We start from the raw sequence: 26,428 nt of genomic DNA, 5'->3' as shown, positions 1-26,428 counted from the left end.
GCGACCGGCAGGATGAATAGTAACTTCGGAATACTTCAGCGTGATTTTAAACTAAAAGCTCCTGACCGGAAAAAGCGAAGCCATCCAAAATTGGATTTTAGTCGGAGGAAGCTACCTATAGGGTTAGGATTTGCGCTTGTGAATCTGGGGTTGTTGATTTCCCCATCCATCATTTCTAATCCTGTTCAGGCGGCAGAACAGATTTATGTCTCCTTTGGCCCAATAGAAGTATCTCTACCGATCGCGGCTTTAGAAGTGTATGCCAAAGAAGGAAGAATTGAGCCAGCATTAGCGGCTTATACTGGCTATCTCACTCCGGAACAACTCGAACAACTTAAGCAAGTTTTAGTGGCTCGTGTCGATATCACACCTGTTGCGATCGCACAATTTCTCTATTCCCCTCCAGGAGAAATCATCCTGCGACGAGTGGGTCAAATCATTGAAACCAAAGCTCGTCAACCTGGATTCTATGCGATTCGCGCAGCACTGATTAAAGCAGCCGCTGACCCAGAAGGCTTAACACTGTTAAATGTGTTGCGGGAGTTTCCTACCTACGGCATTCGGATTAACTCGTCTCGCGGCTTTGAGGTTATTGACGAACTCTCGAATCTAATTCAGCAAACGGGAGGTGCGATCGCAGCCGTTGAACAACAAGCCATCACTGAAGCCTCTGCCCAATCTCCAGTCAATTTCTCACAGTTACTAGACCTGCGGCAACCAGGTCCCTTCAGTAACTCGAAGCAATCGTTTACCCTCAATGACCTTCGCCGTAACCGAACTTTCCCCGTTGACCTTTACCTGCCGACTTTTTCATCAGGATTAGCACCTGTGATTGTCATTTCTCACGGACTCGGTTCTGATCGCCAGACTTTTGCTTATTTAGCGGCTCACTTAGCATCTTACGGATTTGCTGTGGCGGTACCAGAGCATCCAGGGAGTAATGCTGAGCAAGTGCAGGCATTGATTAATGGTCTTGTCAGTGAGGTGGCTTCCCCACAGGAATTAATTGACCGACCGTTGGATATCAAGTTTTTGCTTGATGAACTAAAGCGCTCCTATGGAGGACAACTGAATCTACAACGGGTCGGCGTTTTGGGTCAGTCGTTTGGTGGCTATACAGCTTTAGCTCTGGCTGGTTCAGAAATTAATTTTGAACAATTGCAACAAGATTGCGGTCTTGAAAACAATTCTTTGAATTTGTCGCTACTCTTGCAATGTCGTGCTGAGGAGTTGCTACCCGCTCAATATGACTTGCAAGATAAACGAGTCACTGCTGCGATCGCCATTAATCCAGTTGGCAGCACAATCTTTGGACAATCGCAATTCAGCCAAATTAACATCCCACTGATGTTGGTCGCTGGTAGCGCTGATACCGTTGCGCCTGCCTTACCCGAACAAATTCAACCCTTCACCTGGCTCACTACTCCGAACAAATATCTGGTTTTACTCGAAGATGCAACCCACTTTTCCACCTTGGCAGCATCAACCGGTTCAGTACCCGTGCCACCTCAAGTGATCGGGCTTGCCCCAGAAGTTGCACAAGAATATATGAAAGCCCTAAGTGTTGCCTTCTTTCAAACGTTTATTGCAGGTGAATCAGACTTTCAAGTTTACCTTAGTGCTTCTTATGCTCAATACATTAGTCAAAGTATTATCCCCTTGAGCCTAATACAGACTTTGACCCCAAACCAATTAACAGGAGTAACCGCTGCTGGAGCCAGTCAACAACCATCTTGGTTGCAACCATAAAAGAAATTAAATATGGCAGAATCTGATGTGAAATTAGAACAACTCAAACAGAAATCAAGTCCCCTTAAACGCTCAGCTTGGAAACCAATAGTTCAGGAAGGTGATGGTGCTTTAACAGCATCAAAATTTGCGGGAACCCCTTGGCTAAATGCTAGTGAACGCTGGCTACTTTGCCCCAACTGCAACAAACCCATGCAGTTTTTTCTTCAGCTAAACCTGGATGAGCTACCTGGAGCGTTGAAAGCAAAGTTTGGTAGCGGTCTACTGCAACTTTTTTATTGTACAAATTATAAACCTCCTTGTGAATGTGATTGCCAGGGTTGGGAACCATTCTCAACTATAAAAGTTGTGAGAATTGTTCAACCCAGTAATTTAAATGTAAAAGTTGAGATTTCTCAACCAAACAAATCATTTCCTGCTAAATTAATTGAAGCTTGGGAAGCCGTTGATGATTATCCCGATTATCAAACGATAGAAAATTGTGAAATCGCAATCAATGAAGAAGAATCGAATACTTTAGTTGAAAATCACATAACAGTTACAGGAGATAAGTTAGGTGGTTAGCCTGAGTGGGTACAATATCCTGAATATCCAGATTGCCCAACTTGTAATAAACCCATAAAACAATTTGTTTTTCAGATTGATTCAGAAGATAATCTTCCTTATATGTGGGGGGATGTTGGGGTAGGATATCTCTTCCAATGCTCAAATCACAAAGAACAGCTAGCTTTCTTATGGCAGTGTGGCTAACCAAGCTAAGCAAAATTTATAGAATCGTGTTGTGCAAGGATTTTTAAACTTAAACAAACCAACAGGGTTAACGTCCCATGACTGTGTTGCCAGAGTACGGCGGTTGGTACGCCTGAAGCGAGTAGGACATGGAGGAACGTTAGATCCAGAAGCTACGGGTGTCCTACCGATCGCATTGGGTAAGGCAACACGATTATTGCAGTTTATGCAATCCGATAAAGCTTATCAAGCAACAATCCGATTGGGAGTAAGGACAACAACCGACGACTTGGAAGGGGAAGTTATCGCCACACAAGCCGCAGCTACGTTGACGCTGGAGGATGTCTTACCCTCACTCCAGCAATTCAAAGGAAAGATTCAGCAAGTCCCACCAATTTACAGCGCGATTCAGGTAAAAGGGAAACGCTTGTACGAGCTAGCGAGAGCGGGTGAAACGGTTGAGGTTCCAGTACGAACAGTAGAAATTTATCACATTGAAGTTTTAGCTTGGCGTCCAGGGGAATTTCCAGAGATTGATGTAGCGATCGCGTGTGGTGCCGGAACCTACATTCGTGCGATCGCGCGTGACTTAGGAGAGTCCCTGAATACTGGCGGAGTCCTAGCCTCCCTCATCCGTACCGAAAGCAGTGGATTCAACCTAGCAGATAGCCTGACTTTAGACGAATTAGAAGCCCAACTCCAAGAAGGAATATTCCAACCGATACCACCAGTAGCCGCTTTAGAGCATTTACCTGGCGTTGCATTACTCCCAGAAGATGCCTATCGCTGGTGTTTGGGGCAGCGTATTCCTTGGCACAGTACCTTACCTAACACCTCGACAAAAGCAATACGAGTTCACCACGACGATGGTACATTTCTGGGAATTGGTCAGGTGATGCCCTCAGAAACAGGACAACTACTGATTCCCAAACTGGTTTTTGAACAAACTGGAGTTCCCGAAAAGGGCAATTAACTCAAAAGTCAAACATTACGTCAACGCGATCGCAAACCTCAGCATCTGATACTGAAATTACAAATTTCTAGCTTAGGAAAGCGCAGACAATGAAATTGACAGCTTTAATCAGCGTAATCCTCATCACAAGTATTGGTTTAGCATCAGAGCTTCCCAGTTTGTCAAAAACTAGTTCTAATTCTCAACTCAAGCAAGCTTTTGGCGCACAAAAATGGGGACGAACTATCAAAGTTGTTAATCAGATGAAAAAAGGTACTGACCCTAAGTACAACTCCAACCTCACTCTCTATCAAGCGGTACGTTTGCCTAAACAGCAGTAGCTAGTGCCGCTCCCTTGGCACTCACGCATTCAAGGCGTTATCGCTCTTCTGTCAGTTCTATAGCAATCCTAAATGATTCGTAAACGCTAAGATTCCCGACTTCTTGAAGAAGTCGGGAATCTGAACAGTAAAAGTTTGTAACTAAAATAGGATTGCTATAGTCGTAACTGATTGATATTCTCCGCAAGTATTGATGCTCTAGTTACCGGGTTAAACCACAACCCAAACAGCGCATACAAATAGAGAAAACGGGGATAATGATAGCAACCTCAACCAGTATTTGAAATGCCTGGGGGGTTAGAGCAAATCCCCAGATCAGAAAAATCGACCCAGCTACCAGAGCTGCAATACGATTAACCTCGTCTTTTGTCCTCAGAGCGATTAGGGAAGCCCCAAAACCAGCTACCAGGAATACCAAGCTCGTCATCTGCCTACCTATTACTTAGCTAGTAAGGTAAATATAGCCAAGCTGCTAACTGCTGCTTGCACAGAAAGCCAAATATTTACAAATTAACAGTTGGAGGGCAGACCTGCGAATTCAAATTTTTCCAAAGAATCAGGACTCTTGTCTATCAGTGCATTCAACCTACGACAGCGCAGAAATGTCGCTGACTACCTTCATCCGTCCCCGGTAGCAAGCATGTAGCATCCTATCAACAGATGCTCTCTCTTCTTCCGTCAGCCTCTCTTCTAATATTGCCGCCATAAGTCCATAGCGGTCAGCAAGAGTGATTTGACCAGAACTGCTAACATCGGCAAATAAATCGGCGATCGCACCAGGCAGGAGGAGAACTTGAGTTGACATCTTCTGACCAGAGAAAAATCACTGTTCTTACTATCCTTTGTTTTCCGTGTTTGGGGGGTATGGGTCAGACCCCGTATCCTGAACGAAGGCGATTCATAACTTAGCCTTGTTTAAGTAATACAGACTAAATAGACTAAGTGTATCTATCGTCTCAAACACAAGAGCAGTGGTAAGGTCATAAAGCAGACTTAAAGCAAAATACTTATAACGAAGATGACCGGAGAACTCCAAACTCAATCACCGCTCAGAATTTTACTAATCATCTGTATAGCCTTAGTATTAGTTGCTGCCACTTTGATTGGTGTCAAGCTAATCTCCTCAGGAGGGATGAAGTTCGCTGGGCAAAGACCTACAAATATTGGTATACAGTCGGGGCAACTAGCACCTTGCCCTAACACACCCAATTGTGTCAACAGCCAAAGTCAAGATGCTCAGAACCGTATTGAGCCATTAACTTACAATTCAACACCAACAGAAGCGATCGCAAACCTCAAAAAAGTGATCGAGGGCCAAGAGCGAACAAAAATCATCACCGAAACCGACAATTACCTCTACGCTGAATTTACGAGTAAATTGATGGGGTTTGTCGATGATGTGGAATTTTTAGTCGATGATAGTGCTAAGGTGATTCACGTCCGCTCTGCCTCACGTCTCGGAAAGTCAGATTTGGGCGTGAACCGTACACGCATTGAAACAATTCGAGCGAAACTTAACGAACTCAAAAGCCAGGTGTAGACTCTAACCTAAAAGTAATTTACTCTGTCCAGGGTGCCACTAACATTCATTAGCCTTTAGGCATGGGATAAAAAGAGGAATACGCATGACTGAGCCGCAAATTGCCCCTTATGGTTCCTGGAAATCGCCCATTACGGCTGATCTGATTGTCGCTGGCACAATTGGGCTAGGTCAGATTGCCCTCGATGGGGAAGATGTCTACTGGATTGAGGGACGACCTGCCGAAGCGGGGCGAAGTGTAATTGTACGACGGACACCCGATGGTGAGATAACTGATGTCACACCGTTTCCCTTCAACGTCCGTACTCGCGTTCACGAGTATGGTGGCGGTGCTTTTACAGTCAAAGACGGCACAATTTACTTTTCCAACTTCACTGACCAACGCCTCTATCAGCAGACTCCCGATTCTGAGCCGCAGCCTTTAACCTCACAAGCAGAGCGGCGTTATGCGGACGCTGTAATTGACTCAAAACGAGGACGGATTATCTGTGTGCAAGAAGACCACACGGATAGTGAGCAGGAGCCTGTCAATACGCTGGTCAGCATTAGCTTAGTCAATGGTGAAGATGTCCAAGTATTAGCTTCTAGTAGCGACTTCTACTCGTCTCCACGCCTTAGCCCTGACAATTCTCAGCTAGCGTGGCTAAGCTGGAACCACCCAAATATGCCGTGGGATGGGACTCAACTTTGGGTTGCTCAGATCAAGAAAGATGGTTCTGTGGGAGAAGCGGAATGTATCGCAGGTGGAACTGAGGAGTCGATTTTTCAACCAGAGTGGTCTCCGGATGGTGTACTCTACTTTGTCTCTGACTGCACTGGTTGGTGGAATCTCTATCGCTGGCTACCTCCCCTAGCGGCACAAGGACAAGGACGACCTCCTTTAAGTAAAGAAGGGTTAGGAGGTGCTGAAGGGGTTGAGCTACTGTGTGAAATGACAGCAGAGTTTGGGCTTCCCCAGTGGGTTTTTGGGATGTCTACTTATGCGTTTGAGTCAGCAAATCGCCTGATCTGTACCTATACACAGGAAGGGAGTTGGCAACTAGCGAGTCTCGACCTGCAAACAAGACAGTTAGAGGTCATTGAAACACCTTACACAGATATCTCATCGCCAAAAGCAACAAGTGGTCGAGTAGTATTTGGTGCAGGTTCAGCAACAGAACCGACGGCGATTGTTCGGATCGATTTGGCAACAGGTGAGAACTCAGTTTTGCGTCGGTCGAGTGAGTTGGAGATTAATACGGGATATCTATCGATACCACAAGCGCTCGCTTTTCCTACAGAAAATGACCTGACTGCCTACGCCTTCTTCTACCCCCCACAAAACCAAGACTACACCGCACCTGCTGGAGAGAAGCCGCCACTGATCGTTAAAAGTCATGGTGGACCCACGGCTTCTACCTCCAGTACGTTTAACTTAAAAGTTCAATACTGGACAAGTCGCGGATTTGCGGTTCTCGATGTCAACTATGGTGGCAGCACTGGCTATGGACGGGAATATCGTCAACGGTTAAAAGACCAGTGGGGAATTGTTGATGTTGACGACTGCGCTAATGGGGCAAAGTATTTAGCTGAGCAAGGATTAGTTGATGGTGAGCGATTAGCGATCGCAGGAGGTAGTGCTGGGGGGTATACAACCCTTTGCGCTCTCACGTTCCGAAATGTTTTTAAGGCAGGTGCCAGTTACTACGGCGTTAGTGATTTGGAGGCGTTGGCAACCGATACCCACAAATTTGAATCGCGCTACCTGGATGGGTTGATTGGACCTTATCCGGAGCGAAAGGATTTATATGAAGCGCGATCGCCAATTCACTTTACCCACCAACTTGCCTGCCCCGTAATTTTCTTCCAAGGGCTAGAAGACAAGATTGTACCGCCAAATCAGGCAGAAATAATGGTCGAATCCCTGAAGGCGAAGGGTTTACCAGTAGCGTATGTTGCCTATGAGGGAGAACAGCATGGTTTCCGTCGTGCGGAGAACATCAAACGTACCTTAGATGGCGAATTCTACTTCTACTCCCGTGTCTTCGGCTTTGAACCAGGGGAGGCTGTGGAACCCGTGCCGATCAATAATCTCTGAAATTGTTAGTCTGGAAGCATAAACATTTGCGTCACCCCAGAGATACAACAATGAGCAGGCAAGACACAAAAGCGCTCGTCCATCAGGAAACAAAAGCGCTCGCCCGTGAATTGAAAACCCAAGGGACAATCTTAGGTGGATTCGTTGCCACTATCTGGGTTTTAGAGTTTGTGGATGTTTTTCTTGGAGGGGCACTGAACAGGTACGGTATCCTCCCGCGTAACCTAATCGGGCTACGTGGCATCTTGTTCGCCCCGTTTCTCCACGGTAATTTCGCACATCTAATTGCCAACACTATACCCTTCCTAACTCTGGGCTGGTTTGTAATGTTACGAGAAACCAGTGACTTTTTTGTAGTAACTGGGATAACAATGCTAGTCAGTGGGTTGGGTGTCTGGCTGATCGGTTCAGCAGGGCTTCACATTGGTGCAAGTGGTGTTGTTTTCGGCTACCTAGGTTTCCTGCTGGCGCGTGGCTACTTTGAACGAAATATTCCCTCAATTCTGCTCTCAGTGATTGTCGGTTTCCTCTACGGTGGAGCAATTTGGGGAGTCTTACCAACACAGCCAGGAGTCTCTTGGGAAGGCCATTTGTTCGGGTTTATTGGTGGAGTAATCGCCGCACGCTTCCTATCACAGCGCAAGCAGGTTTCATAAGTACGCTCAAGACAAGAAATGCAGAGAAAGCAAAAATTTCCTTACCTGGTTGGTTCCAAATGGACAGCCCAACAGAAAACTTGGGGTTGGCGACATTTCCAAGTCGTCAACCGCAAAAACCAGGGAAAGTGGGTTTTTGCAGAAATGATTGCTTCGTGTGACCCCAATGTACGTTTTTGGCTCAACGCTCAACAACTTAAAGACCGTTCCTTGTGGCAAGCGGGCTGGCAGTCTCTAGGAGAGATGGAACAAAGTCAGTAGTTGTGGAACAACTTCCTTGGTTAGAGTAACGCAGGAAGCAAAGACTCTTCAAACAAAGAGAATCAGCTATAGAAAAAGCCTCTTACCGTTTGCTTCTAGAGCAAATTCATCGGTTGCAGGGATTTTTGGAACTGGTATAACTTAATTTTTCTGGGGTTCAGGATGTGCGATCGCATTCTGAATCACACTTCTTTTAAACACTCCGTTCCTATAGAGTACTTACTTGTTTGAGTTTACGAAGCTGAAAAATTAGCTACAAGTACTGGGTAGAACTTGACTCCTAACAAATGCTTTAATAGATGCCATCGATAATCTCAACTCGGTGGAACAAAGCCGCCGCAATGGGAGCAACAGTCATTAGATATTTCTGATTCTTATGAAAATCTCAAAGCCGATTCAGTATGTGATTGCTGTTGGAGGTCTATTAATTCTTGGTTTACTTGGATGGAATGCTTACAGTGCCTATCAGGAAAATAACGCTGTAACTAGTGAACCGGTTCCAATAGCGCCAAAACCAAAGGCGAAAGCTTCACCCACTCCAGTCGCTCAAAAAGCCTCCGCTCCAGCCGCTAAAGCTTCACCCACTCCAGTCGCTCAAAAAGCCTCCGCTCCAACCGCTAAAGCTTCACCCAAACCAGTTGCTCAAAAAGCCTCCGCTCCAGCCGCGCAAGCCTCAGCCCCAGCTACCGCTTTCTACAATGCTGTTAATAATGCAACAAGTGCCGCAGAATTAACTCAAACCGCTAAGACGAAAGCTCAATGGAATACCGTCGCCACCAATTGGCAACAAGCGATCGCCTTGATGAAGGCTGTACCGAAAGCTAACCCGAATCATAAAGTCGCACAACAAAAAGTTGCAGAGTATCAAAAAAATCTGAACTACGCCCAACAGGCATCAGCTAACGCCAAGTAAAAACCAGAGATTTATATCAGCTAAATACCTTACCTAATACCGCCCTAGCGGCGAACAGTTTGACTCGTTAGTTAAACGAGCTTGTTCGCATGCAAAAAAAGTCACTACATCAACAAGCTAAGCTACTGAGCTTTTATAGCTGTCGCTTTCTTAGGTTAAGACATCGACGAGAGGCTAGTTTTCGCCCCTTCGCCTACGAGAGCTAAAAGCTGATTGCTGAAAGCTGACTGCTGATTGCCATAAAAGCTACTTTTCTGATTCCAACGTATACATTTGGGACGTATACGCAAACTGGACGTTACGCAATCGTGATTGTATACCTCGGCTCTCAATACTTAAAGAAGAAACAAGTTTGAAGCCCAGGAGCAAAAGACAATGACGACTTACCAAGGAACCGCCGCCAACGACCAATACACTTGCACCAGCCTTGAAAGCGCTTCACTACTTGGTAATGGCGGTAACGATGAGTTATGGGGAAATACTAACAACGATTATCTTAATGGCGGAGAGGGCAACGACTGCTTGTATGGACAGGGTGGTGATGACTATGTGTGTGGTGGTTGGGGTGATGACCACATGTCTGGAGAAACAGGCAACGACTCCTACCTGGTTGACAGCATTAATGACTTGGTAGTCGAGAATCTGAATGAAGGCAATGACACTGTCATCTCTTATGTCAGCTACACACTTGGAAACAACCTAGAGAACCTGAGGTTGTTGGACGGCACCGCAACTACAGGCAACGGCAACAGCCTCAACAACACCATTGAAGGGAATAACATTGGCAACATTCTGTCGGCTGGTAACGGAAACGACTTGGTTTACGGCAACGCGGGTAATGACACACTCAACGGTGGTAATGGCAACGATGAACTTGATGGTGGCGATGGCAATGACTCTCTATACGGGGAAAATGGCAGTGACACGCTGATAGGTGGTTTTGGCAACGACAGCTTGGTTGGTGGCAAGGGCAATGATGTTCTGTTAGGTGGCTCTCACAACGACACTTTATCGGGGGGTCAGGGTAATGACCGCCTGAATGGTTATGCCACGACTGGCTTAGGGACTACAGAGTTTGACACACTTACAGGCGGAAGAGGGTCTGATACATTTATCCTCGGAGGCTCGTGGGGAGTTTCTTACCTCGGAGATGGCTATGCCACAATTACAAATTGGCAAGCGTCATCTGATCGTATTGAAGTTTCTGGTGATTTAGATCAGTATTCCTTCCAATCGGCAGACTTGAGTGGCACGTCAGCACTGGATATGGGCATTTACTATAACAACGACTTAGTTGGTATTGTGCAAGACTCGACTAACGTCACCATTGAACAGCATTTCATCTCAGTTGCTTAATTCATGGTTCAGCCGCGAATTGTAATTTTATCCCGACTTGACTCATCAACCTAATCTGACCCAAAGCGATCGCTCGTAGGAAGCAACACAAAGCAACGAATACTATAAAATAGTGCAGCACCTCTTCACAAAAGCTCACCAGAACAAGCACAGACGCGATCGCATTAACAGGTTTTTGTTTCCACTTCTTTCGGATGAACCTAGATAGCTCAAAGACGCTAAGATACACATTTCCTGCCCACCTTAGCGCCTCTATCACAATAATTAGAATTGCCTCACGGTGCCTGAATTAGCACTAAAGAATTCTCTGGTACATAACTGCGGAAAATTCCGTTATCCGCTAAAGCTAGAACGAGTCGCAGTGGAGAATCTGGTCCAATTTGTAAGTCTGCCCATGGGACAGCAACCTCTAAACATTGCTTGAGTGCGACTTTGGCACGACTAGAACGAGGATGCCACTGATAATGTTCCCCAGCCTCCTGGAACCAAAATGATTGGCTTAGGAGATTAATCCCTAGTTGGTGGTGGAACAGATAGTGCATCGGTGCTTCGTCTGGTAGTTCTGCCAAGGGTGCAGGGCTATTGTGCATTATCCGCTCAGGGTAGAACCAGAGCAGGTGCAGTTCACCTGGAATATCTTGACCCAGTTGGATGCCCGCTTTGAAGTCCAGTCTTAGATAAAAGTTAAGGTGGTCAACACCATACCAGAGGCGTTGGATATCGCTGCTGCGGTGCATTGTGCCGCGTGCGCCTCCGATTTCAATTCGACCCGCCTTGTCCCAGTCCTGCTCATCTCCCATTCCGTCAATGACGGGATGGATAAAGCTTTCTGGTGTATGGCTTCCCCGGACATCGTGAATTTCAACAGGTTGCTTGAGACTCGGAGGAATTGGCTCATTCAACGCCTGGTAAATCGCACAGACATGTTCCCGGAACAGTTGGTCAAACATCGCATCCTGATTTGAGGTATGACCTTCCCCAAACCACCAGAACCAGTCAGAACCTTCAGCAGCATACAGCGCTTCCCAAACTTCTGGGTTATTTTCTTCTGTGGCTTCTGGGTGGTTCGCCAAGACTTGCCGCGCTTCAGTTAGCAAATCCCAAGCACGATTTTTTGCTGGGTCACCAATCCAGGTTGTGAAGCTGCCATCGACCCAGGAACCAGTATGCAGTTGACCCTCTGGCAAAATTTCCGTAGGTGGAAACTGTTCAACAAATTCACTCACAGTTACCAGTTTGATTTCTGGATGTTGCGAGAATCTTTCATAGAGTGATTCTAGGAAGGGGATACCGTCTCTTTCGTAATGCTCCCAGCAATTTTCTCCATCCAGAGCAATATTGACTAACCAAGGCTGTTCTAACGATGTTCCACCGCCCGGTTGTCTAGCTTTTAGGGAACGTGCGATCGCTTCTAAATGTCCCACTAAATCAGCCGCAGCCTGTTTTGGCTCCATGGCTCCATAAGTAAAGCCAATTAAATCCGATAACCGATGGTCTCGAAATACAATTGATAGCGGACCATGAGGGGTTTCCAAACGATAAGGACGATAAAGCAACTCTGGTTCTGAAACATTCCCCGCTTCATCCCGGTGGAAAAAGTGCTTTAGTGTACAACCCAAGACAGCCTCATCGGAGCAAATCCATTCAAACCCTGTTTGGGCAATATAAGGTAAAATCTCTGGGCTAACAGACTGCTCTGACGGCCATAAGCCACGCGGAGCGCGACCGAAGCGGTCTTTATACATTTCCCAAGCTTTGTTAAGATGCCGAGGAATGTCCTCTTCCCACTGGAAGCGAGACTGCGGTAGGGTCATGTTTGGCACAGCCCGTTGCCCAACGTTTGTATCTGCCAGTAGAGGTAATATTGGGTGAGTGTAAGGCGTTGTCGTCACTTCTAGCTGACCCGCATCTTGCATTTTCCGGTGCTGGGGAATAATCCGGCTGAGGATTTCTCTCTGCTTTGAGAAAATCCGTTGGCGATCGCCTAAAGTAAAATTGCGCTCCTGCTTTAACCATCCTTCAATCTCTGGGTCATCCCAAAATAGCGGGTCAATCCAGCTCAAATTGTGCCATGCTAGCAGGTCACTATAGTCTTGATCTGTCCAATTTTCTAAACACCACGCCCTTCCCTTATCCTGCCGCGTCCAGTACAGCTCAGCATAGCGAGGGTGGGGGTCAATCAGCGTGTGGTGATTGCCATCAAAGAAATGCTCAATAATGAATTGCCGTTGTCCAGTATTTAGCTGTTCTGTGGGCGTTAACGCTACTGCCAGATAAGGGTCGAAGGCAGTACCCGCGATGTAATCTTCGAGTTGCAAAATCAGCGACGGAACTAAGTTCACTGTTTGATGCAACTTTGGATAGCGCTCCAGCAGTAGCACTAAATCCAAGTAATCTTTCGTACCATGTAATCGCACCCAAGGTAGACGGTATTGCCCTGGAGCAACCGAGGCGCTATCACGGCATTTATACAGTGGCTGGTGCTGGTGCCAGATAAAGGCGACGTATAACGGATGAGCCATAGTTGAGAGTTAAAAGTTTAGTGTTAGGAGTTGAGCTGATTGATGGTAGCTCTCTAACTCTATAACTCTTAACCCTTAACTCAAAATTAAGCTGTTGTACATTTAACTGACTTACTGGGGAATGCTTTTGAAAAGCAAGAGGTGAGAGATTAGAGGTCTTGCCTTACCTCTTACCTCTCACCTCTTACCAAACGATTGATGTTAAGTTATGCCCTTTAAAGGCACAGGCGCTTGTTAAAAGACTTGTTCAACTTCAGCAATTTCAGGGATGAATTCGCGCAAACGGCGCTCAATCCCCATTCTCAAAGTCATTGCTGAACTGGGGCAAGAGCCACAAGCTCCTTGAAGCCGGAGTTTAACAATGGGTCCATCCAACTCAACGAGTTCAACATTGCCGCCATCAGCCATTAGGTAAGGACGCATTTCATCCAAAACCGTTTCGACGTTTTCAGAAGTTAGTGCCAATGTTTCGGACATAATTCACCTTTTAATGTTGTTGATAGTGGGTACGCACAAACCTAATGGGACGAGTCACGTCCCTTGCCACTACATTCATCCTAGCTCTCTTCAAAGTGAGCCAAGTGAGCTTTGAGCTTACTACTATGAGTAGGTGTCAACTCAAGACTCAGTATGTCGCTCAGACGGCTACAGGTTGCAACAGCTTCACATTCGAGAACGAATATTCGGTAGTGATTGGCTTGCCGTCTTGCTCTGATTGGATCATGCGACGAGTCATGATGTAGTAATCGCCAACCTTTTCATAACTATCTTCAGATTGGCTACCTCCCTTAAGCTCACCCGTTTTCACATCGTGATACACGGAATCATAACGGCTAGCCAGATAGCCTTCACCCGTATCGAGACTGCTAAAGGTGTTGATGGTGACAACAATACCGTGGATGTGACGGTGGACGAGGCTCACTTCGTTATTACGGATTTTATAGCGATCGCCCATCGCCTTACCACTCACCAGAATTTCCACCGCTCCGGTTTCATCCGTTTCACCAAAGTCGAAGGTATTTTTACCGTGGGATTCTTCAAAAGTACGGCGAACGCGATGAATAGTAATTTCGCGTAACTGATTTACAATGTCCTCTTTTGCTTTCTCGTCGTCTACTCCAGTGACTTCTACAGCTAGTTTAGGACTAATGTGAACGGTACCTGTATAGACTTCATCACCCTGCTGCAACTGGACATCAGCCGTGTAGCCAGGGAAGTTTTTGTCCCAAGTGTAGCGGTTTTCGTAGGCAGACTGAAACAACTCACGAGCGCTTTTTTGCTCTGTCATAAGATCTTTATGCAATCAACCTCTCTAGTTTAAAAATCTTTGCAGAGGCTTGGAGCGTCTGCAAGAAAATTCAACCGTTTTGACACCAAAGACTAAGCGTTAAATAATTTAGTCTGTTTTATCAGTCTGGTTGGATAGAAATCATTACAGGCTCCTGATATAACGGCACCGTGAACGTTACTGTCGAACCTAGTCCTTCGCCCATGCTGTAAAAATTGACGACACCACCCATCGTTTCTACCAGTTTTTGGGAGATGGTTAACCCTAAACCAGTACCACCATATTGCCGAGTGCGCTCACCATCCACCTGGCTGAAGGATTGAAACAGTTTATCTTGCTTATCGAGCGAAACTCCAATCCCGGTATCTGCCACCCGAACTTTTACCAATCCAGGAAGTTCCTGATCTTTGAAGGTTACCTTTTTCTTGAGAACCTCCGCACTCACGGTTACGCCGCCTTCGTGGGTAAATTTGATCGCGTTGCCAATCAAATTCAGCAGCACCTGCAACAGCCGTTGATAGTTGCCGTACAGAATCACATCATCATGGGTGGAAGGTAATTCAATATTCAGGCTGAGGTTCTTTTGTTGTGCTTGATTTTGAGTAAAGTTTTTGACATCATTCATCAGTTCACGAAGCTTGACTTGACTGAGTTCAAGCTCCATTTTGCCAGCTTCGATTTTGGCAATATCCAGGATGTCGTTGATGATATCCAGTAGATGCAGGGCTGAACGATGAGCATCATCAATGAATTCACTCTGTTCCTCTGATGTATCAACCATTCCGTCGATAATCAGCTTGAGGCTACAGATAATGCCATTGAGGGGAGTCCGCAGTTCATGAGTTGTGTTGGCGAGAAACTGACTCTTGAGGCGAGACACCGCTTCGGCTTGCTCACGCGCTTCTTCTAACTGCTTGTACAACGTAGCATGAGCGATCGCGGTTCCCACTTGTTCTGCGAGTTCGCGTACCAACTCAATTTCTGCCTCACTCCATTGACGATGGCGATCGCATTGTTGCAATCGAATTAAACCATTGGGTTCGTCTTTGTCGGAAGTGGAAACAACCAGCACCGACTGCGCCGGAGTATTAGCTTTTGCGGCTATCTCTACTACGACTGGCTCCCGACTCATGAGAGCTTGCTTTAGGTCAGGTTCAGCACTCAGTTTCAGGGATTTGCCTACCGTTGACGCTGATGAGTCTTGAGAATACTCTGCCTTTACCTTGACTTCTAGAGCATTGGGCCTGTACGAGCAGATGGTACATCGAGTTACCTGTAGCGCTTTCCCCAAGCTCTTCACCGTCTCCTGCCAGATCGTATCTAGGTCGAGTGTCCGACGAATCTTACGGGCAATCTGGGTTAGGAGTTTTTGATTGGGGTCTAAACTTAAAGGCATCAGAGAGTCGATCACCGTCTGAACCGATGCTTCAGGCAACAGGTGACCCATCACGAGAACTCTCGTCGCTTTGCCATCAGCTTGCAAAATTGGGCTGATGACCAACTCAAACGGGAAAAATTGATCTTGGTAACAAAACGAATGGATGCAACGCTCAGGAGTCAGTTGTTCCAAAATTCGTTGAATTTGTTCCCGATACGCTTCTAATGCGATCGGACGAAACGTATCATTTAGGGGAAGTCCTAGCACTTGCTCGTTCGCCAGACCATAGCGCTCAGCCGCTTGCCAATAAAACGAGTGGTACTGACCAGATGCATCCTGAGTAAACACAAGCTCGGACCCCAACCCCTGCAAAAAGCCTTGCTTGCCTACTGCAGTAGCCGATTCCATATTGCTATACCCAGATCGAGGACATTGTAGATTAGCAGGAGCAGTCATTCAGAAGACACCTGGAAACTGCAAACGTTAAAGGATTAGCTGAAGCTATCGGGCGTAAATGCAACCAAAACAGCCGGGAGCCTCAGGCACAATTTCACGCGCATGAGTCCTTTACCTGTTTTATCTCAATCGTTCCATTCACCTCGTGGTGGTACAGGCGGATTTCGCTCTAATGTACGGGTCAGTTCATCATCCCGTTCCCGTTCACCTCGAAGCCACTGACGAATTGCTGTCTCAATTACCTTACTTGGATCGTTAGTCAAGTGCTTGATTTGTTCTAACAGGTCTGAGTCCAGATGGATAGAAATTTCCTCCTTATCCGCTGAACGCTCTCGATGTACGGCATGATTGTTCATGTTAGGTATGTTCACTTCCTCTTATTCATCTTACGTTAACTAGCCCTTGACACGCCAAGGGTCTGGTCTTGCTGCAATTTATGCTGTTTTGTTAACCCTTCCCAATCATGCCATCTCCAGTATGTCTCCCGCTTTAGTGTGCGGAAACATTAAAATACATTAAGTGCTACTGAACTCTGTGCCAGTTCTTTAAGAGTCACCACCATAGCTATGACTGACGTTCCTGTCTCTCGCATTCGTAACTTTTCAATAATTGCCCACATTGACCACGGAAAATCCACTCTTGCCGATCGCTTGCTGCAAACTACTGGTACTGTAAAAGACCGGGAGATGAAGGAACAGTTCCTGGACAACATGGATCTGGAAAGGGAGCGGGGCATTACGATTAAGCTACAAGCCGCACGAATGAACTACACCGCCAGTGATGGTGAGCAGTACGTTCTGAACTTAATTGACACTCCGGGTCATGTCGATTTTTCCTACGAGGTATCGCGATCGCTTGTTGCCTGTGAAGGCGCACTGCTAGTGGTAGATGCTTCTCAAGGCGTTGAGGCACAAACACTCGCGAATGTTTATTTAGCACTTGAGCATAATCTCGAAATTATTCCCGTTCTCAATAAAATCGACTTGCCCGGAGCTGAACCAGAGCGGGTGAGCAGCGAAATTGAAGAAATAATCGGACTCGATTGTAGCGGAGCAATCAAGGCATCGGCAAAAGAAGGGATTGGGATTAATGAAATTCTAGAGTCGATCGTGCATCTGGTGCCTCCCCCGAAGGACACGGTAAACCAGCCATTGCGGGCGTTGATTTTTGATAGCTACTATGACCCCTATCGGGGCGTGATCGTGTATTTCCGGGTGATGGATGGAACGGTTAAAAAAGGCGATCGTGTCCGTTTGATGGCATCCGGCAAAGAGTACGAATTGGATGAACTCGGTATTCTTTCTCCTACTCAAGTTCAGGTTAATGAACTACACGCCGGAGAAGTAGGCTATCTGGCAGCCGCCATTAAAGCTGTAGAAGATGCCCGTGTCGGTGACACCATTACCTTAGCCGCAGCACCAGCCGCTGAGCCTCTACCTGGCTACACGAAAGCTAAGCCTATGGTGTTTTGTGGCTTGTTCCCAATTGATGCTGACCAGTATGAAGACTTACGGGATGCCTTAGAGAAGCTGAAGCTTAATGACGCTGCCCTCAACTATGAGCCAGAAACCTCCAGTGCTATGGGATTTGGCTTCCGCTGTGGCTTTTTGGGCTTACTGCACATGGAAATTGTTCAGGAGCGACTGGAGCGAGAATACAATCTGGATTTAATCACTACAGCGCCTTCTGTAGTTTATAAAGTCACCACCATTAGCGGCGAAGCCTTTGAGATTGACAATCCCAGCACTCTCCCACCGCCCCAGGAACGAGAAAAAATTGAAGAACCCTATGTCCAGGTAGAGATGATTACGCCAGAAACCTACGTTGGCACCTTAATGGAACTCTGCCAAAATCGGCGAGGTGTGTTTAAGGACATGAAGTATCTTACCCAAGGACGAACTACATTAATTTATGAGTTGCCCTTGGCAGAAGTCGTAACAGACTTTTTTGACCAGTTGAAATCGCGATCGCGTGGCTATGCCAGCATGGAGTATCACATCATCGGCTACCGAGAGAACCCTCTGGTCAAATTGGATATTTTAATTAATGCTGATGCCGTTGACTCTTTGGCGATGATTGTCCACCGAGACAAAGCCTACAATGTTGGTCGTGGAATGGTTGAAAAGCTTAAGGAACTAATTCCCCGTCACCAATTCAAAATTCCGATCCAAGCTTCCATTGGAAGCCGAGTAATCGCCAGTGAACACATCCCCGCTTTACGCAAAGATGTTCTTGCGAAGTGCTATGGCGGCGACATCAGCCGCAAGAAAAAACTGCTTCAAAAGCAAGCCAAAGGTAAAAAGCGGATGAAATCCGTTGGCACTGTTGATGTTCCGCAGGAAGCATTTATGGCCGTATTGCGCCTCGACCCACAGTAAAATTCCGAATATTTGTAAGGACTTTAGGTCGGCTCAAGGTTAAGGCTAAAGCTTGACAGAAAAATCTAAAGTTGAAAGCCAAACTTCTGTATCGCAGCATACATATTTGAAATAAACTAAGAGAGATGGCTCAAACAAGCTCTCAGGAGACTCTGTTGTCGAAAACTGTAAAACAACAGAGCTTTCTTTTAGAACAAGAGTCTATTCATACAGAGAAAATCCTAGACGTTGAGCTAGTGTACATTTATCCAGCAGATTGACACGCCGGAGTCCATGAACTTCGATGCACAACAAAACCCTGAAAGTCTCTTTCTCCGAATGCCTAATCACAACGGTCAAGCCGATTTCTCGAAACGAAGCAATTAAGAAAAAATGAATCAAACTTCTACTGGAATTATCTTGCAAGCTTTTTCTGAGTCACCAACTTCTAATTCCTAAAATTAGGCACTCAGAGGAAAATATAGAGGCAGAGTAGGAACCTTTGTCAGTATCTTCACACAGTCTTTAAATTTAGCTTGGTTTCACTTATCAAAATTGTGGCATCTTCAACATAAAGCGATTAGCATAGTCTTGCTAAAGTGATCCCCCTGTACTTGAAATTATGAGAATCCTGGTTACTGGTGGTGCTGGTTTTATCGGTTCCCATCTTATAGATCGATTGATGGAAGACGGGCATGAAGTAATTTGTATAGATAACTTCTACACCGGTCACAAGCGCAACATCCTCAAATGGCTAGATCACCCCTACTTTGAACTGATCCGCCACGATATCACCGAACCAATTCGGTTAGAAGCCGACCAAATTTACCACCTTGCTTGTCCAGCTTCGCCAGTTCATTACCAGTACAATCCGGTCAAGACGATTAAAACGAACGTCCTAGGCACTCTGAACATGCTGGGTTTAGCGAAGCGGGTGAAGGCAAGATTTTTACTGGCTTCTACCTCTGAGATTTACGGAGACCCTGAGGTTCATCCTCAATCAGAAGATTACAGAGGGAACGTTAATCCCATTGGTCCTCGTAGCTGTTACGACGAAGGAAAGCGAGTTGCAGAGACTCTTGCTTTTGACTACCATCGGCAAAATGATGTAGAAATTCGCGTTGCTCGAATTTTCAATACCTATGGCAGTCGGATGTTTGAACAGGATGGTCGAGTTGTCAGTAATTTTGTCGTGCAAACCCTCCAGGGTAAGCCTTTGACAGTGTATGGGGATGGTTCACAAACCCGAAGCTTCTGCTATGTATCCGACTTGGTAGAAGGACTAATGCGGTTAATGAATGGTGAACATACCGGTCCCATCAATTTAGGCAATCCAGATGAATACACAATTCTAGAACTGGCTCAAGCTGTTCAGAAGATGGTGAATCCCGATGCTGAGATTATCTTTAAGCCTCTCCCTCAGGATGACCCAAAACGTCGCAGACCGGATATTACAAAAGCAAAGTCTTTGCTGGGATGGCAACCTACCGTACCCTTACAAGAAGGGTTAAAAATGACAGTGGAAGATTTTCGTGCTCGCGTAGCATCTCCTCAAGGGCAGCATCTAGCTTCAGTTTCAGAGTAGTCATCTTGTCAGGGTAAAAATCGGTAGACCAAGTGATTGAGAAGCTTGCACATCATTTGTTTGGGGCTACCGATTCTGGAGAGCTAAAAAATTTCGGGTGCAGAGGAGATAGATGCAACAGCAAAAATTCCCTGACCCATCACTTGTATCAGTAAGGAGCTAATTTATGCGCGTTTGTGTCATTGGTACTGGATATGTTGGTTTAGTAACTGGCGTTTGCCTTGCTCATATTGGGCATCACGTCATTTGCATAGACAATAACGAAGAGAAAGTCAAGCTGATGAAGTCTGGGCAGTCACCTATTTATGAGCCGGGACTTTCGGAAATTATGCATGAGGCAAGTCATGCTGGGAATCTAGAATTTACTTCAGATTTAGCAGCAGGTGTGGCTCATGGTGAGGTTTTATTTATTGCTGTAGGAACACCTGCTTTACCAAACGGTGAAAGTGATACTCGTTATGTTGAAGCCGTGGCTCGTGGAATTGGCGCGAATCTTAACGGTGGTTATAAGGTAATTGTTAATAAATCAACGGTACCGATTGGCTCTGGTGACTGGGTACGGATGATTGTGTTAGATGGTGTTGCTGAGCGTCAGATGGCTCTGGTTGGCGCGGGTGGCATTGCGACAGAAGCACCACCAGAAACGACGAGTGAGTTTGAAGTCGTCAGTAATCCAGAGTTTTTGCGTGAAGGCTCAGCGGTTTACGACACGTTTAACCCAGATCGAATTGTGCTGGGAAGCAATAGTGAACGTGCGATCGCAATGATGAAGGAACTCTATGCTCCCATCGTTGAGCGTAAGGTTGCTGAAGATAAGTCACTGCCTCCTGTTCCTGTTGTGGTTACAGATGTCAGCTCAGCGGAGATGGTGAAGTACGCCGCGAATGCCTTCTTAGCAACCAAAATTAGCTTTATCAATGAAGTTGCTAACATTTGCGATCGCGTTGGTGCTGATGTTACCCAAGTTGCGAAAGGAATTGGCTTAGACTCCCGAATTGGCAACAAGTTTTTGCAAGCTGGTATTGGCTGGGGTGGTTCCTGCTTCCCCAAAGATGTCTCCGCGTTAATTCATACCGCTGACGACTATGGCTACGACGCTCAACTGATGAAAGCGGCTGTTAATGTCAACCAGCGCCAGCGCTTAATTGCGATCGAAAAACTCCAGCAAGCACTCAAAATCCTCAAAGGTAAAACCGTTGGCTTGTTAGGCTTAACCTTTAAGCCAGACACCGACGACCTCCGGGATGCTCCAGCACTCATTCTAATTGAACAGCTAAACCGCCTTGGAACAAAAGTTAAAGCCTACGACCCGATTATTTCTCAAACCGGGATGCGTCATGGTTTAACAGGTGTTTTTGTAGAAACCGATCCAGAGCGGCTAGCAGATGGCTGTGATGCCTTGGTAGTAGTGACAGACTGGGAACAATTCCGGAAGCTGGACTATGTCAAGATGGCGAAGTTAATGAACAACCCTGTCATCATTGATGGTCGCAACTTCTTAGATCGAGAAGAAGTAGAGAAGGCTGGTTTCCGCTTTTTAGGCATTGGGCGATAGCATCCTTGTCCTTCAGAGAAGAGTTACAGAAAGCGGCGGACGAAATACCCTTCCTGCTTGAGGAAGGGGTTTCCCGCTGCTTTGTTATTTGTTAAAGAATATAGATAACCAACAACCTTACGTGGGATGAGTTAAGGTAACTGTAGTTGAGCTTGTGTATTGAAAAATTGGCGGCAGAGTCCTTGTGTCACTAAGACGGTTGTCACGAGGTTGGCAAAGGCAAGCATAAACATAATCAAGATTTGGTAAGAGGCTGCATTTAAGGGGTCAATACCGCTCAACAGTTGACCTGTGATAATCCCCGGTAGCGTGACAACACCGACAACCATCATTTGGTTGAGGGTGGGGATGAGTCCGGCGCGGATAGCGTCTTTGCGGTAGGTAGCTACTGCCTGTTGTGGAGTTGCGCCTAGGCTTAAATGAGTTTCGATTTCCAGGCGACTACTGCTAATTGTGCTGACGAGGCGTTCACCTGCAATCGCAGCCCCATTCATCGCATTTCCCAGGACAATCCCAGCTAAGGGAATTAAGTACTGTGGCTCATACCAGCTTTCTGGTTGAATAATCAACAGATTTGTATAACTCAACGTGAGGGCTGTACTGAAGAAAATTGCCCCAAACACTACATACAACAGTTGGGGAATCTTTTTGCTGATGCGATTGCGAGCCGTAATCGTAGCAATCGTCAGCATCACCAGTAAGACGGCTAGAACAGCGAAAGGGTCGTTTAGGGCAAAGATGATAGCGAGGATGTACCCGACACCTAGTAGCTGTATAACAGTGCGTACTGTCGCGATCGCAAGTGACATTTCTAGCCCCAACCCTTGCCAACTGGATAACCCAATTGCGATCGCCATCAGGCCCAATCCCCAAACTAAGTCAGTTAAGTCAAGTTCAATTAAAGAATCCACGTTCGGTTACACGTAAGAGGTAAAAGGTGAGAAATCTGCGTTCTTCAGAGTGCCTCCAAGACTAAATGAAGGATAGAGGAAGATGCTTCAACTGGAAGCCAAGCAACCCTCCAGAATCTCCAGCCTCTTTTAATTATCTCCGTCACTAGCTGACACATAATGTCATGAGTACTTGAAACAATTTGAGAACTTTATCATTCTGAAGAAACATGAACAGGGAACACCTGGATTCCCTTTTTCGGCAAAATTTGATTTATTTAAGTAAAAATTCTAGGTGTAAGCGAGTGAATAACGTTCCCACTTTTGACCTGACACGGCAGTACCAACTGATTGGAGAAGAAGTAAATGCTGCGGTTCAGGACGTTTTGACCTCTGGCTGCTACATCGGTGGTTCAATTGTTAAGGGTTTTGAGCAACAGTTTGCGGATTACACAGGGGTTAAAGACTGCGTAGCTTGTAATTCTGGTACTGATGCTCTCTATCTTGCACTACGCGCTTTGCAAATCGGTTCTGGTGATGAGGTGATCACAACACCCTTCACGTTTATTGCTACGGCTGAAGTAATTACGGTTGTTGGTGCAACGCCTGTTTTTGTTGATATTAACCCGAAAACTTTTAATCTTGATGTCACGCAATTAAAAGCGGCAATCACAAAACGGACAAAAGCCATCCTGCCCGTTCACTTATTTGGACAGTCGGTGGATATGACGGCACTGATGGCGATCGCAAACGAGGCAGGAATAGCTGTAATTGAAGATTGTGCCCAAGCAGTAGGCGCCCAGTGGAAGGGGCAAAAGGTAGGGAGTATTGGGCATATTGGCTGTTTTAGTTTCTATCCCACAAAAAATCTGGGTGCCTGTGGCGATGGCGGCGCGGTAACGACAAATGATCCTGCGATCGCGGATTCCATCCGTAAGCTGCGAGAGCATGGAATGAGTAGTGTTCGCTATCGTCATGACGAAACGGGCATCAACAGTCGCTTGGATGCCATGCAAGCGGCAATCCTCCAAATAAAACTACGCTACCTTGACCGTTGGAATAATGCACGTCGTGAGCTGGCTGCCAATTATCACCAGTTGTTGCAGCCAGTACCAGGAGTAGTGATTCCCGAAGAAGCTGCCGAAGGGCGTTCTGTCTGGAATCAATACACCATCCGTTTGATTAAAGAAAGTAATACTAACCACTACCGGGACGAGGTACGTAACAAGCTACAGCAAGTTGGTGTCAATACAGCGGTTTATTACCCGTTACCTTTGCACTTGCAGCCAGTCTACAAGGATTTAGGTTGCAAACCCGGTCAGTTGCCGATCGCTGAGCAAGCTTGCCATGAGGTATTGTCGCTGCCAATGTTCCCAGAACTGTCGTTTGAGGAACAGCAGCAAGTAGTCTACAGCTTGAAGGATTGTATTATTTATTAGCCCACTGGCTGCCCATAAGCTTTTGCAGGGGCGCTGCGTCTTGCGCCCCTACAGCAATTGTTTAGGCAATTGATGCTTTTGGAAGTCCTCTATACGCGATCGCGCACAGGGGTAGCAGTTGCCAATGCTTCAACCAGGCTACGGACAGCGGCAACCATCGCGACTTCGTTATCTAATTGATTGATGGCAGAACCGACACCAACACCCGCCGCACCAGCAGCGATCGCCATTGGTACAGTTACGTTGGATAAACCAGACGCACACAGTACTGGTACGGATACAGCACGGGAAATCTCATACGCGGCTGCTAAGGTTGGAGAAGCTTTTTCAACTAACCCTAATGTCCCGGCAGAACGAGGGGTGCTGCTGGTTCCGCCTTCAGTTTGGATGATGTCGGCACCCGCTTGCACCAATTCCTCGGCAAGTTGTACTTGCTGATCGAGCGTCAGGATGTGGGGGACAGTGACAGACAAGGTGATGTTGGGGAGAAGTGATCGCGTTTCTTGGGTGAGTGCTAACACTTCTTCTGCCTCAAACCGCCGTCCCTGAGCATAAAAGCTATCGAAGTTACCAATCTCGATTAGATCGGCACCTGCTTGGGTTGCTTTCACAAACAGGTTGGGTTCCACAGCAGATACACAAACTGGGAGATTAGTCAATCCCTTCACTAGTTTTACCAAATCAGGGTCAGCAGCGATGTCAACAAACGTCGCACCACCCCGCTCGGCTGCCTTGACGATTGCTGCCACACGGTTGGCATCAAAATTATTCAAGCCGCTAATTACTTTGAGAACTCGGCTCTGCTCAAACGCTTTTTGTAATCTAGGATGCATAGTCATAGTTGCTCTTCATCGTTACTTTACAACTATCTATCCTAAATTGTTATATCTTAGTGGCTTGGACGGAAAGGGGGCTTTTTGCCTAGACTAAAAGCATACTAGAGATCCAACATCATCCTGCCATTGAAAATCCATGAATTTTCCGCCTGGAAACCTCTCTACGTTTCATACAGACGTTTTGCAGCAAACACAGTTGGGTCAGCTGTGTGGTCAAGATCAACTATTTCGCGATCGCTATGAAGTGCTGCGGATGATTGGCCGAGGTGGTTTTGGCGTTACCTTTCTGGCAAGAGATGTGTTGTTACCCGGTGAACCCTGGTGTGTTATCAAGCAATTGTGTCCCAAAGTTATTGAGCCTAGTGCCTTGGAAACGGCGCGTAAGCGTTTTGAACGTGAGGCGAAAACTTTAGGGAAGCTGGGTAGCCACTCTCAAATTCCTCTGCTACTTGATTATTTCGTTGCAGATGGGGAGTTTTACTTAGTTCAGGAATACGTGCGTGGAATGACGTTGGCAAGGCTGGTGAGGCGGGTAGGTTGTCTAACGGAAGCTTCAGTCAAGCGCTTTTTACGAGAAATTCTCCCAGCAGTGCAGTATGTCCACAGCCAGCAAGTTATTCATCGCGATATAAAGCCGCAGAATATCATTCGTTGTGAAGACGATGGAAGGCTAGTACTGATTGATTTTGGGGCAGTGAAGGAGCTTATTGCTCAGGCTGGCGATAATACGATGAAAACGCCAACAACCCATTTTATTGGAACAGTAGGATTTGCACCACCCGAACAATTTTCTCTACGACCTGTATTTGGTAGTGATATTTATGCTCTAGGCATTACCTGCCTCTATTTATTGACAGGAAAAGCTCCCCTAGATTTTGATACCGATCGCCAAACAGGTGAACTTCTGTGGCAAAATTCTGTGCAAATTAGTGACTCCTTTGCCAAGATTCTCGGCAAAATGCTCAAGATTTCCCTACAAGAACGCTATAAATCAGTTAAAGCGATTCTACGAGCGCTCGATCAAGAATCACCGCATGATAGTTTATCCAAGTGTCTAGTCATGCGCCACCAACCAGACTACACCGTTGCAGCAAGTAAGAATGACAGCACTGGTGATAATCCTCACTCTCCTGCTGCCAAAGCTGCGATCGCAATTCGAGACTGGAAATACCGAATGCAAGTCAGACAGCAGCAGCGTGATAAGGAAAAAATTGATAGTTTACTCAATGAATCTGATTAGTTCTTGGTTGTTTGTATCTTTACCGTGATAGGGATTCATTTTACTTGAAGTTTTTTCAACCTTTCAAGGATTACCTTATTCGTTTCAATCCCTGATAGGGATTCATGTTAGTTGAAAGTCGTGCCCTTGAGGAGATGAATACCCGTAAAGAGGTTTCAATCCCTGATAGGGATTCATGTTAGTTGAAAGAGCGTGTGCCTGAAAGGCTTACAGTATGCAGTTTTCAAGGTTCTTTTGCGCGGTTCAATTCGATTATAGCGTTTTCAAATGAGACATGAAAAAGCGTCATAGTTTTCAAGACTAGGAAA

The 26,428-nt window shown here is 46.2% G+C and carries 24 protein-coding genes; 15 read left to right on the top strand and 9 right to left on the bottom strand.

Annotation, left to right across the window (positions count from 1 at the left end; genetic code table 11):
- Positions 1–12: 12 nt before the first annotated feature.
- The 4 genes from AC5JL3_RS13745 to AC5JL3_RS13730 all read left to right on the top strand — a co-directional run bounded on the left by AC5JL3_RS13745 (position 13) and on the right by AC5JL3_RS13730 (position 3,771).
- The gene (locus AC5JL3_RS13745) at positions 13–1,749 is read left to right on the top strand and encodes an alpha/beta hydrolase (protein WP_496075012.1); all 1,737 of its coding nucleotides are present in this window, start codon (positions 13–15) and stop codon (positions 1,747–1,749) included.
- 12 nt (positions 1,750–1,761) lie between these two features.
- Positions 1,762–2,313: a DUF1963 domain-containing protein gene (locus AC5JL3_RS13740; protein WP_496075011.1), complete on the top strand. Its 552-nt coding sequence runs from the start codon at positions 1,762–1,764 to the stop codon at positions 2,311–2,313.
- 217 nt (positions 2,314–2,530) lie between these two features.
- A complete protein-coding gene (truB, locus tag AC5JL3_RS13735) occupies positions 2,531–3,451 on the top strand; it encodes a tRNA pseudouridine(55) synthase TruB (protein ID WP_496075010.1) in 921 nt (306 codons plus the stop codon).
- An 89-nt stretch (positions 3,452–3,540) separates the two neighbouring features.
- Entirely contained in the window at positions 3,541–3,771 is a 231-nt protein-coding gene (locus AC5JL3_RS13730) for a hypothetical protein (RefSeq protein ID WP_496075009.1), read from the top strand.
- 586 nt (positions 3,772–4,357) lie between these two features.
- Here the strand turns inward: AC5JL3_RS13730 and AC5JL3_RS13725 are convergent.
- A complete protein-coding gene (locus AC5JL3_RS13725; RefSeq protein ID WP_496075008.1) occupies positions 4,358–4,576 on the bottom strand; it encodes a hypothetical protein in 219 nt (72 codons plus the stop codon).
- Between the two features lie 213 nt (positions 4,577–4,789).
- Here AC5JL3_RS13725 and AC5JL3_RS13720 point away from each other — a divergent pair, with 213 nt between their 5' ends.
- The 6 genes from AC5JL3_RS13720 to AC5JL3_RS13695 all read left to right on the top strand — a co-directional run bounded on the left by AC5JL3_RS13720 (position 4,790) and on the right by AC5JL3_RS13695 (position 10,574).
- Entirely contained in the window at positions 4,790–5,311 is a 522-nt protein-coding gene (locus AC5JL3_RS13720; RefSeq protein ID WP_496075007.1) for a DUF1499 domain-containing protein, read from the top strand.
- Positions 5,312–5,396: 85 nt separating this feature from the next.
- Positions 5,397–7,388: a S9 family peptidase gene (locus AC5JL3_RS13715; RefSeq protein WP_496075006.1), complete on the top strand. Its 1,992-nt coding sequence runs from the start codon at positions 5,397–5,399 to the stop codon at positions 7,386–7,388.
- Between the two features lie 50 nt (positions 7,389–7,438).
- Positions 7,439–8,044 carry a rhomboid family intramembrane serine protease gene (locus AC5JL3_RS13710; protein ID WP_496075005.1) on the top strand — a complete coding sequence of 202 codons (606 nt, stop codon included), beginning with the start codon at positions 7,439–7,441 and terminating at the stop codon, positions 8,042–8,044.
- Between the two features lie 18 nt (positions 8,045–8,062).
- Positions 8,063–8,305, top strand: a complete 243-nt coding sequence (locus tag AC5JL3_RS13705; RefSeq protein WP_496075004.1) for a TIGR02450 family Trp-rich protein — start codon at positions 8,063–8,065, stop codon at positions 8,303–8,305.
- Between the two features lie 376 nt (positions 8,306–8,681).
- Positions 8,682–9,218, top strand: coding sequence for a hypothetical protein (locus AC5JL3_RS13700; RefSeq protein WP_496075003.1), 537 nt, complete (start codon positions 8,682–8,684; stop codon positions 9,216–9,218).
- A gap of 375 nt (positions 9,219–9,593) precedes the next feature.
- The gene (locus AC5JL3_RS13695) at positions 9,594–10,574 is read left to right on the top strand and encodes a calcium-binding protein (protein ID WP_496075002.1); all 981 of its coding nucleotides are present in this window, start codon (positions 9,594–9,596) and stop codon (positions 10,572–10,574) included.
- 1 nt (position 10,575) lies between these two features.
- Here the strand turns inward: AC5JL3_RS13695 and AC5JL3_RS13690 are convergent, their stop codons facing one another.
- The 6 genes from AC5JL3_RS13690 to AC5JL3_RS13665 form a co-directional block, all read right to left on the bottom strand.
- Positions 10,576–10,803 (bottom strand): hypothetical protein, encoded by a 228-nt coding sequence (locus AC5JL3_RS13690; RefSeq protein WP_496075001.1) that lies wholly within the window; start codon positions 10,801–10,803, stop codon positions 10,576–10,578.
- A gap of 46 nt (positions 10,804–10,849) precedes the next feature.
- Positions 10,850–13,096 (bottom strand): glycoside hydrolase family 57 protein, encoded by a 2,247-nt coding sequence (locus AC5JL3_RS13685; RefSeq protein ID WP_496075000.1) that lies wholly within the window; start codon positions 13,094–13,096, stop codon positions 10,850–10,852.
- Positions 13,097–13,330: 234 nt separating this feature from the next.
- Positions 13,331–13,573: a NifU family protein gene (locus AC5JL3_RS13680; RefSeq protein ID WP_192222149.1), complete on the bottom strand. Its 243-nt coding sequence runs from the start codon at positions 13,571–13,573 to the stop codon at positions 13,331–13,333.
- Between the two features lie 160 nt (positions 13,574–13,733).
- Positions 13,734–14,384 (bottom strand): DUF3386 domain-containing protein, encoded by a 651-nt coding sequence (locus tag AC5JL3_RS13675; RefSeq protein ID WP_192222150.1) that lies wholly within the window; start codon positions 14,382–14,384, stop codon positions 13,734–13,736.
- 121 nt (positions 14,385–14,505) lie between these two features.
- Positions 14,506–16,170, bottom strand: coding sequence for a sensor histidine kinase (locus AC5JL3_RS13670; protein ID WP_496074999.1), 1,665 nt, complete (start codon positions 16,168–16,170; stop codon positions 14,506–14,508).
- A gap of 173 nt (positions 16,171–16,343) precedes the next feature.
- A complete protein-coding gene (locus AC5JL3_RS13665; protein ID WP_496074998.1) occupies positions 16,344–16,574 on the bottom strand; it encodes a type II toxin-antitoxin system CcdA family antitoxin in 231 nt (76 codons plus the stop codon).
- A gap of 210 nt (positions 16,575–16,784) precedes the next feature.
- On the opposite strand from AC5JL3_RS13665, the gene lepA reads away from it, so the two are divergent.
- The 3 genes from lepA to AC5JL3_RS13650 all read left to right on the top strand — a co-directional run bounded on the left by lepA (position 16,785) and on the right by AC5JL3_RS13650 (position 21,715).
- Positions 16,785–18,596 carry a translation elongation factor 4 gene (lepA, locus tag AC5JL3_RS13660; RefSeq protein WP_496074997.1) on the top strand — a complete coding sequence of 604 codons (1,812 nt, stop codon included), beginning with the start codon at positions 16,785–16,787 and terminating at the stop codon, positions 18,594–18,596.
- 601 nt (positions 18,597–19,197) lie between these two features.
- The gene (locus tag AC5JL3_RS13655; protein WP_192222154.1) at positions 19,198–20,160 is read left to right on the top strand and encodes a UDP-glucuronic acid decarboxylase family protein; all 963 of its coding nucleotides are present in this window, start codon (positions 19,198–19,200) and stop codon (positions 20,158–20,160) included.
- A gap of 166 nt (positions 20,161–20,326) precedes the next feature.
- The gene (locus tag AC5JL3_RS13650; RefSeq protein WP_496074996.1) at positions 20,327–21,715 is read left to right on the top strand and encodes a UDP-glucose dehydrogenase family protein; all 1,389 of its coding nucleotides are present in this window, start codon (positions 20,327–20,329) and stop codon (positions 21,713–21,715) included.
- Between the two features lie 131 nt (positions 21,716–21,846).
- On the opposite strand, the gene AC5JL3_RS13645 is transcribed toward AC5JL3_RS13650, so the two are convergent.
- Positions 21,847–22,626, bottom strand: a complete 780-nt coding sequence (locus tag AC5JL3_RS13645; RefSeq protein ID WP_496074995.1) for an ABC transporter permease — start codon at positions 22,624–22,626, stop codon at positions 21,847–21,849.
- Between the two features lie 284 nt (positions 22,627–22,910).
- Here AC5JL3_RS13645 and AC5JL3_RS13640 point away from each other — a divergent pair, with 284 nt between their 5' ends.
- Positions 22,911–24,044 carry a DegT/DnrJ/EryC1/StrS family aminotransferase gene (locus AC5JL3_RS13640; RefSeq protein WP_496074994.1) on the top strand — a complete coding sequence of 378 codons (1,134 nt, stop codon included), beginning with the start codon at positions 22,911–22,913 and terminating at the stop codon, positions 24,042–24,044.
- 89 nt (positions 24,045–24,133) lie between these two features.
- Here AC5JL3_RS13640 and AC5JL3_RS13635 read toward each other — a convergent pair whose 3' ends face one another.
- A complete protein-coding gene (locus AC5JL3_RS13635; protein ID WP_496074993.1) occupies positions 24,134–24,883 on the bottom strand; it encodes a DUF561 domain-containing protein in 750 nt (249 codons plus the stop codon).
- A gap of 133 nt (positions 24,884–25,016) precedes the next feature.
- Between AC5JL3_RS13635 and AC5JL3_RS13630 the strand changes: the two genes are divergently transcribed.
- Entirely contained in the window at positions 25,017–26,120 is a 1,104-nt protein-coding gene (locus AC5JL3_RS13630) for a protein kinase domain-containing protein (RefSeq protein WP_496074992.1), read from the top strand.
- Positions 26,121–26,428: the final 308 nt, after the last annotated feature.

The organism is Symplocastrum torsivum (assembly GCF_059505465.1).
This window is presented reverse-complemented; position numbering and strand designations above follow the sequence as displayed.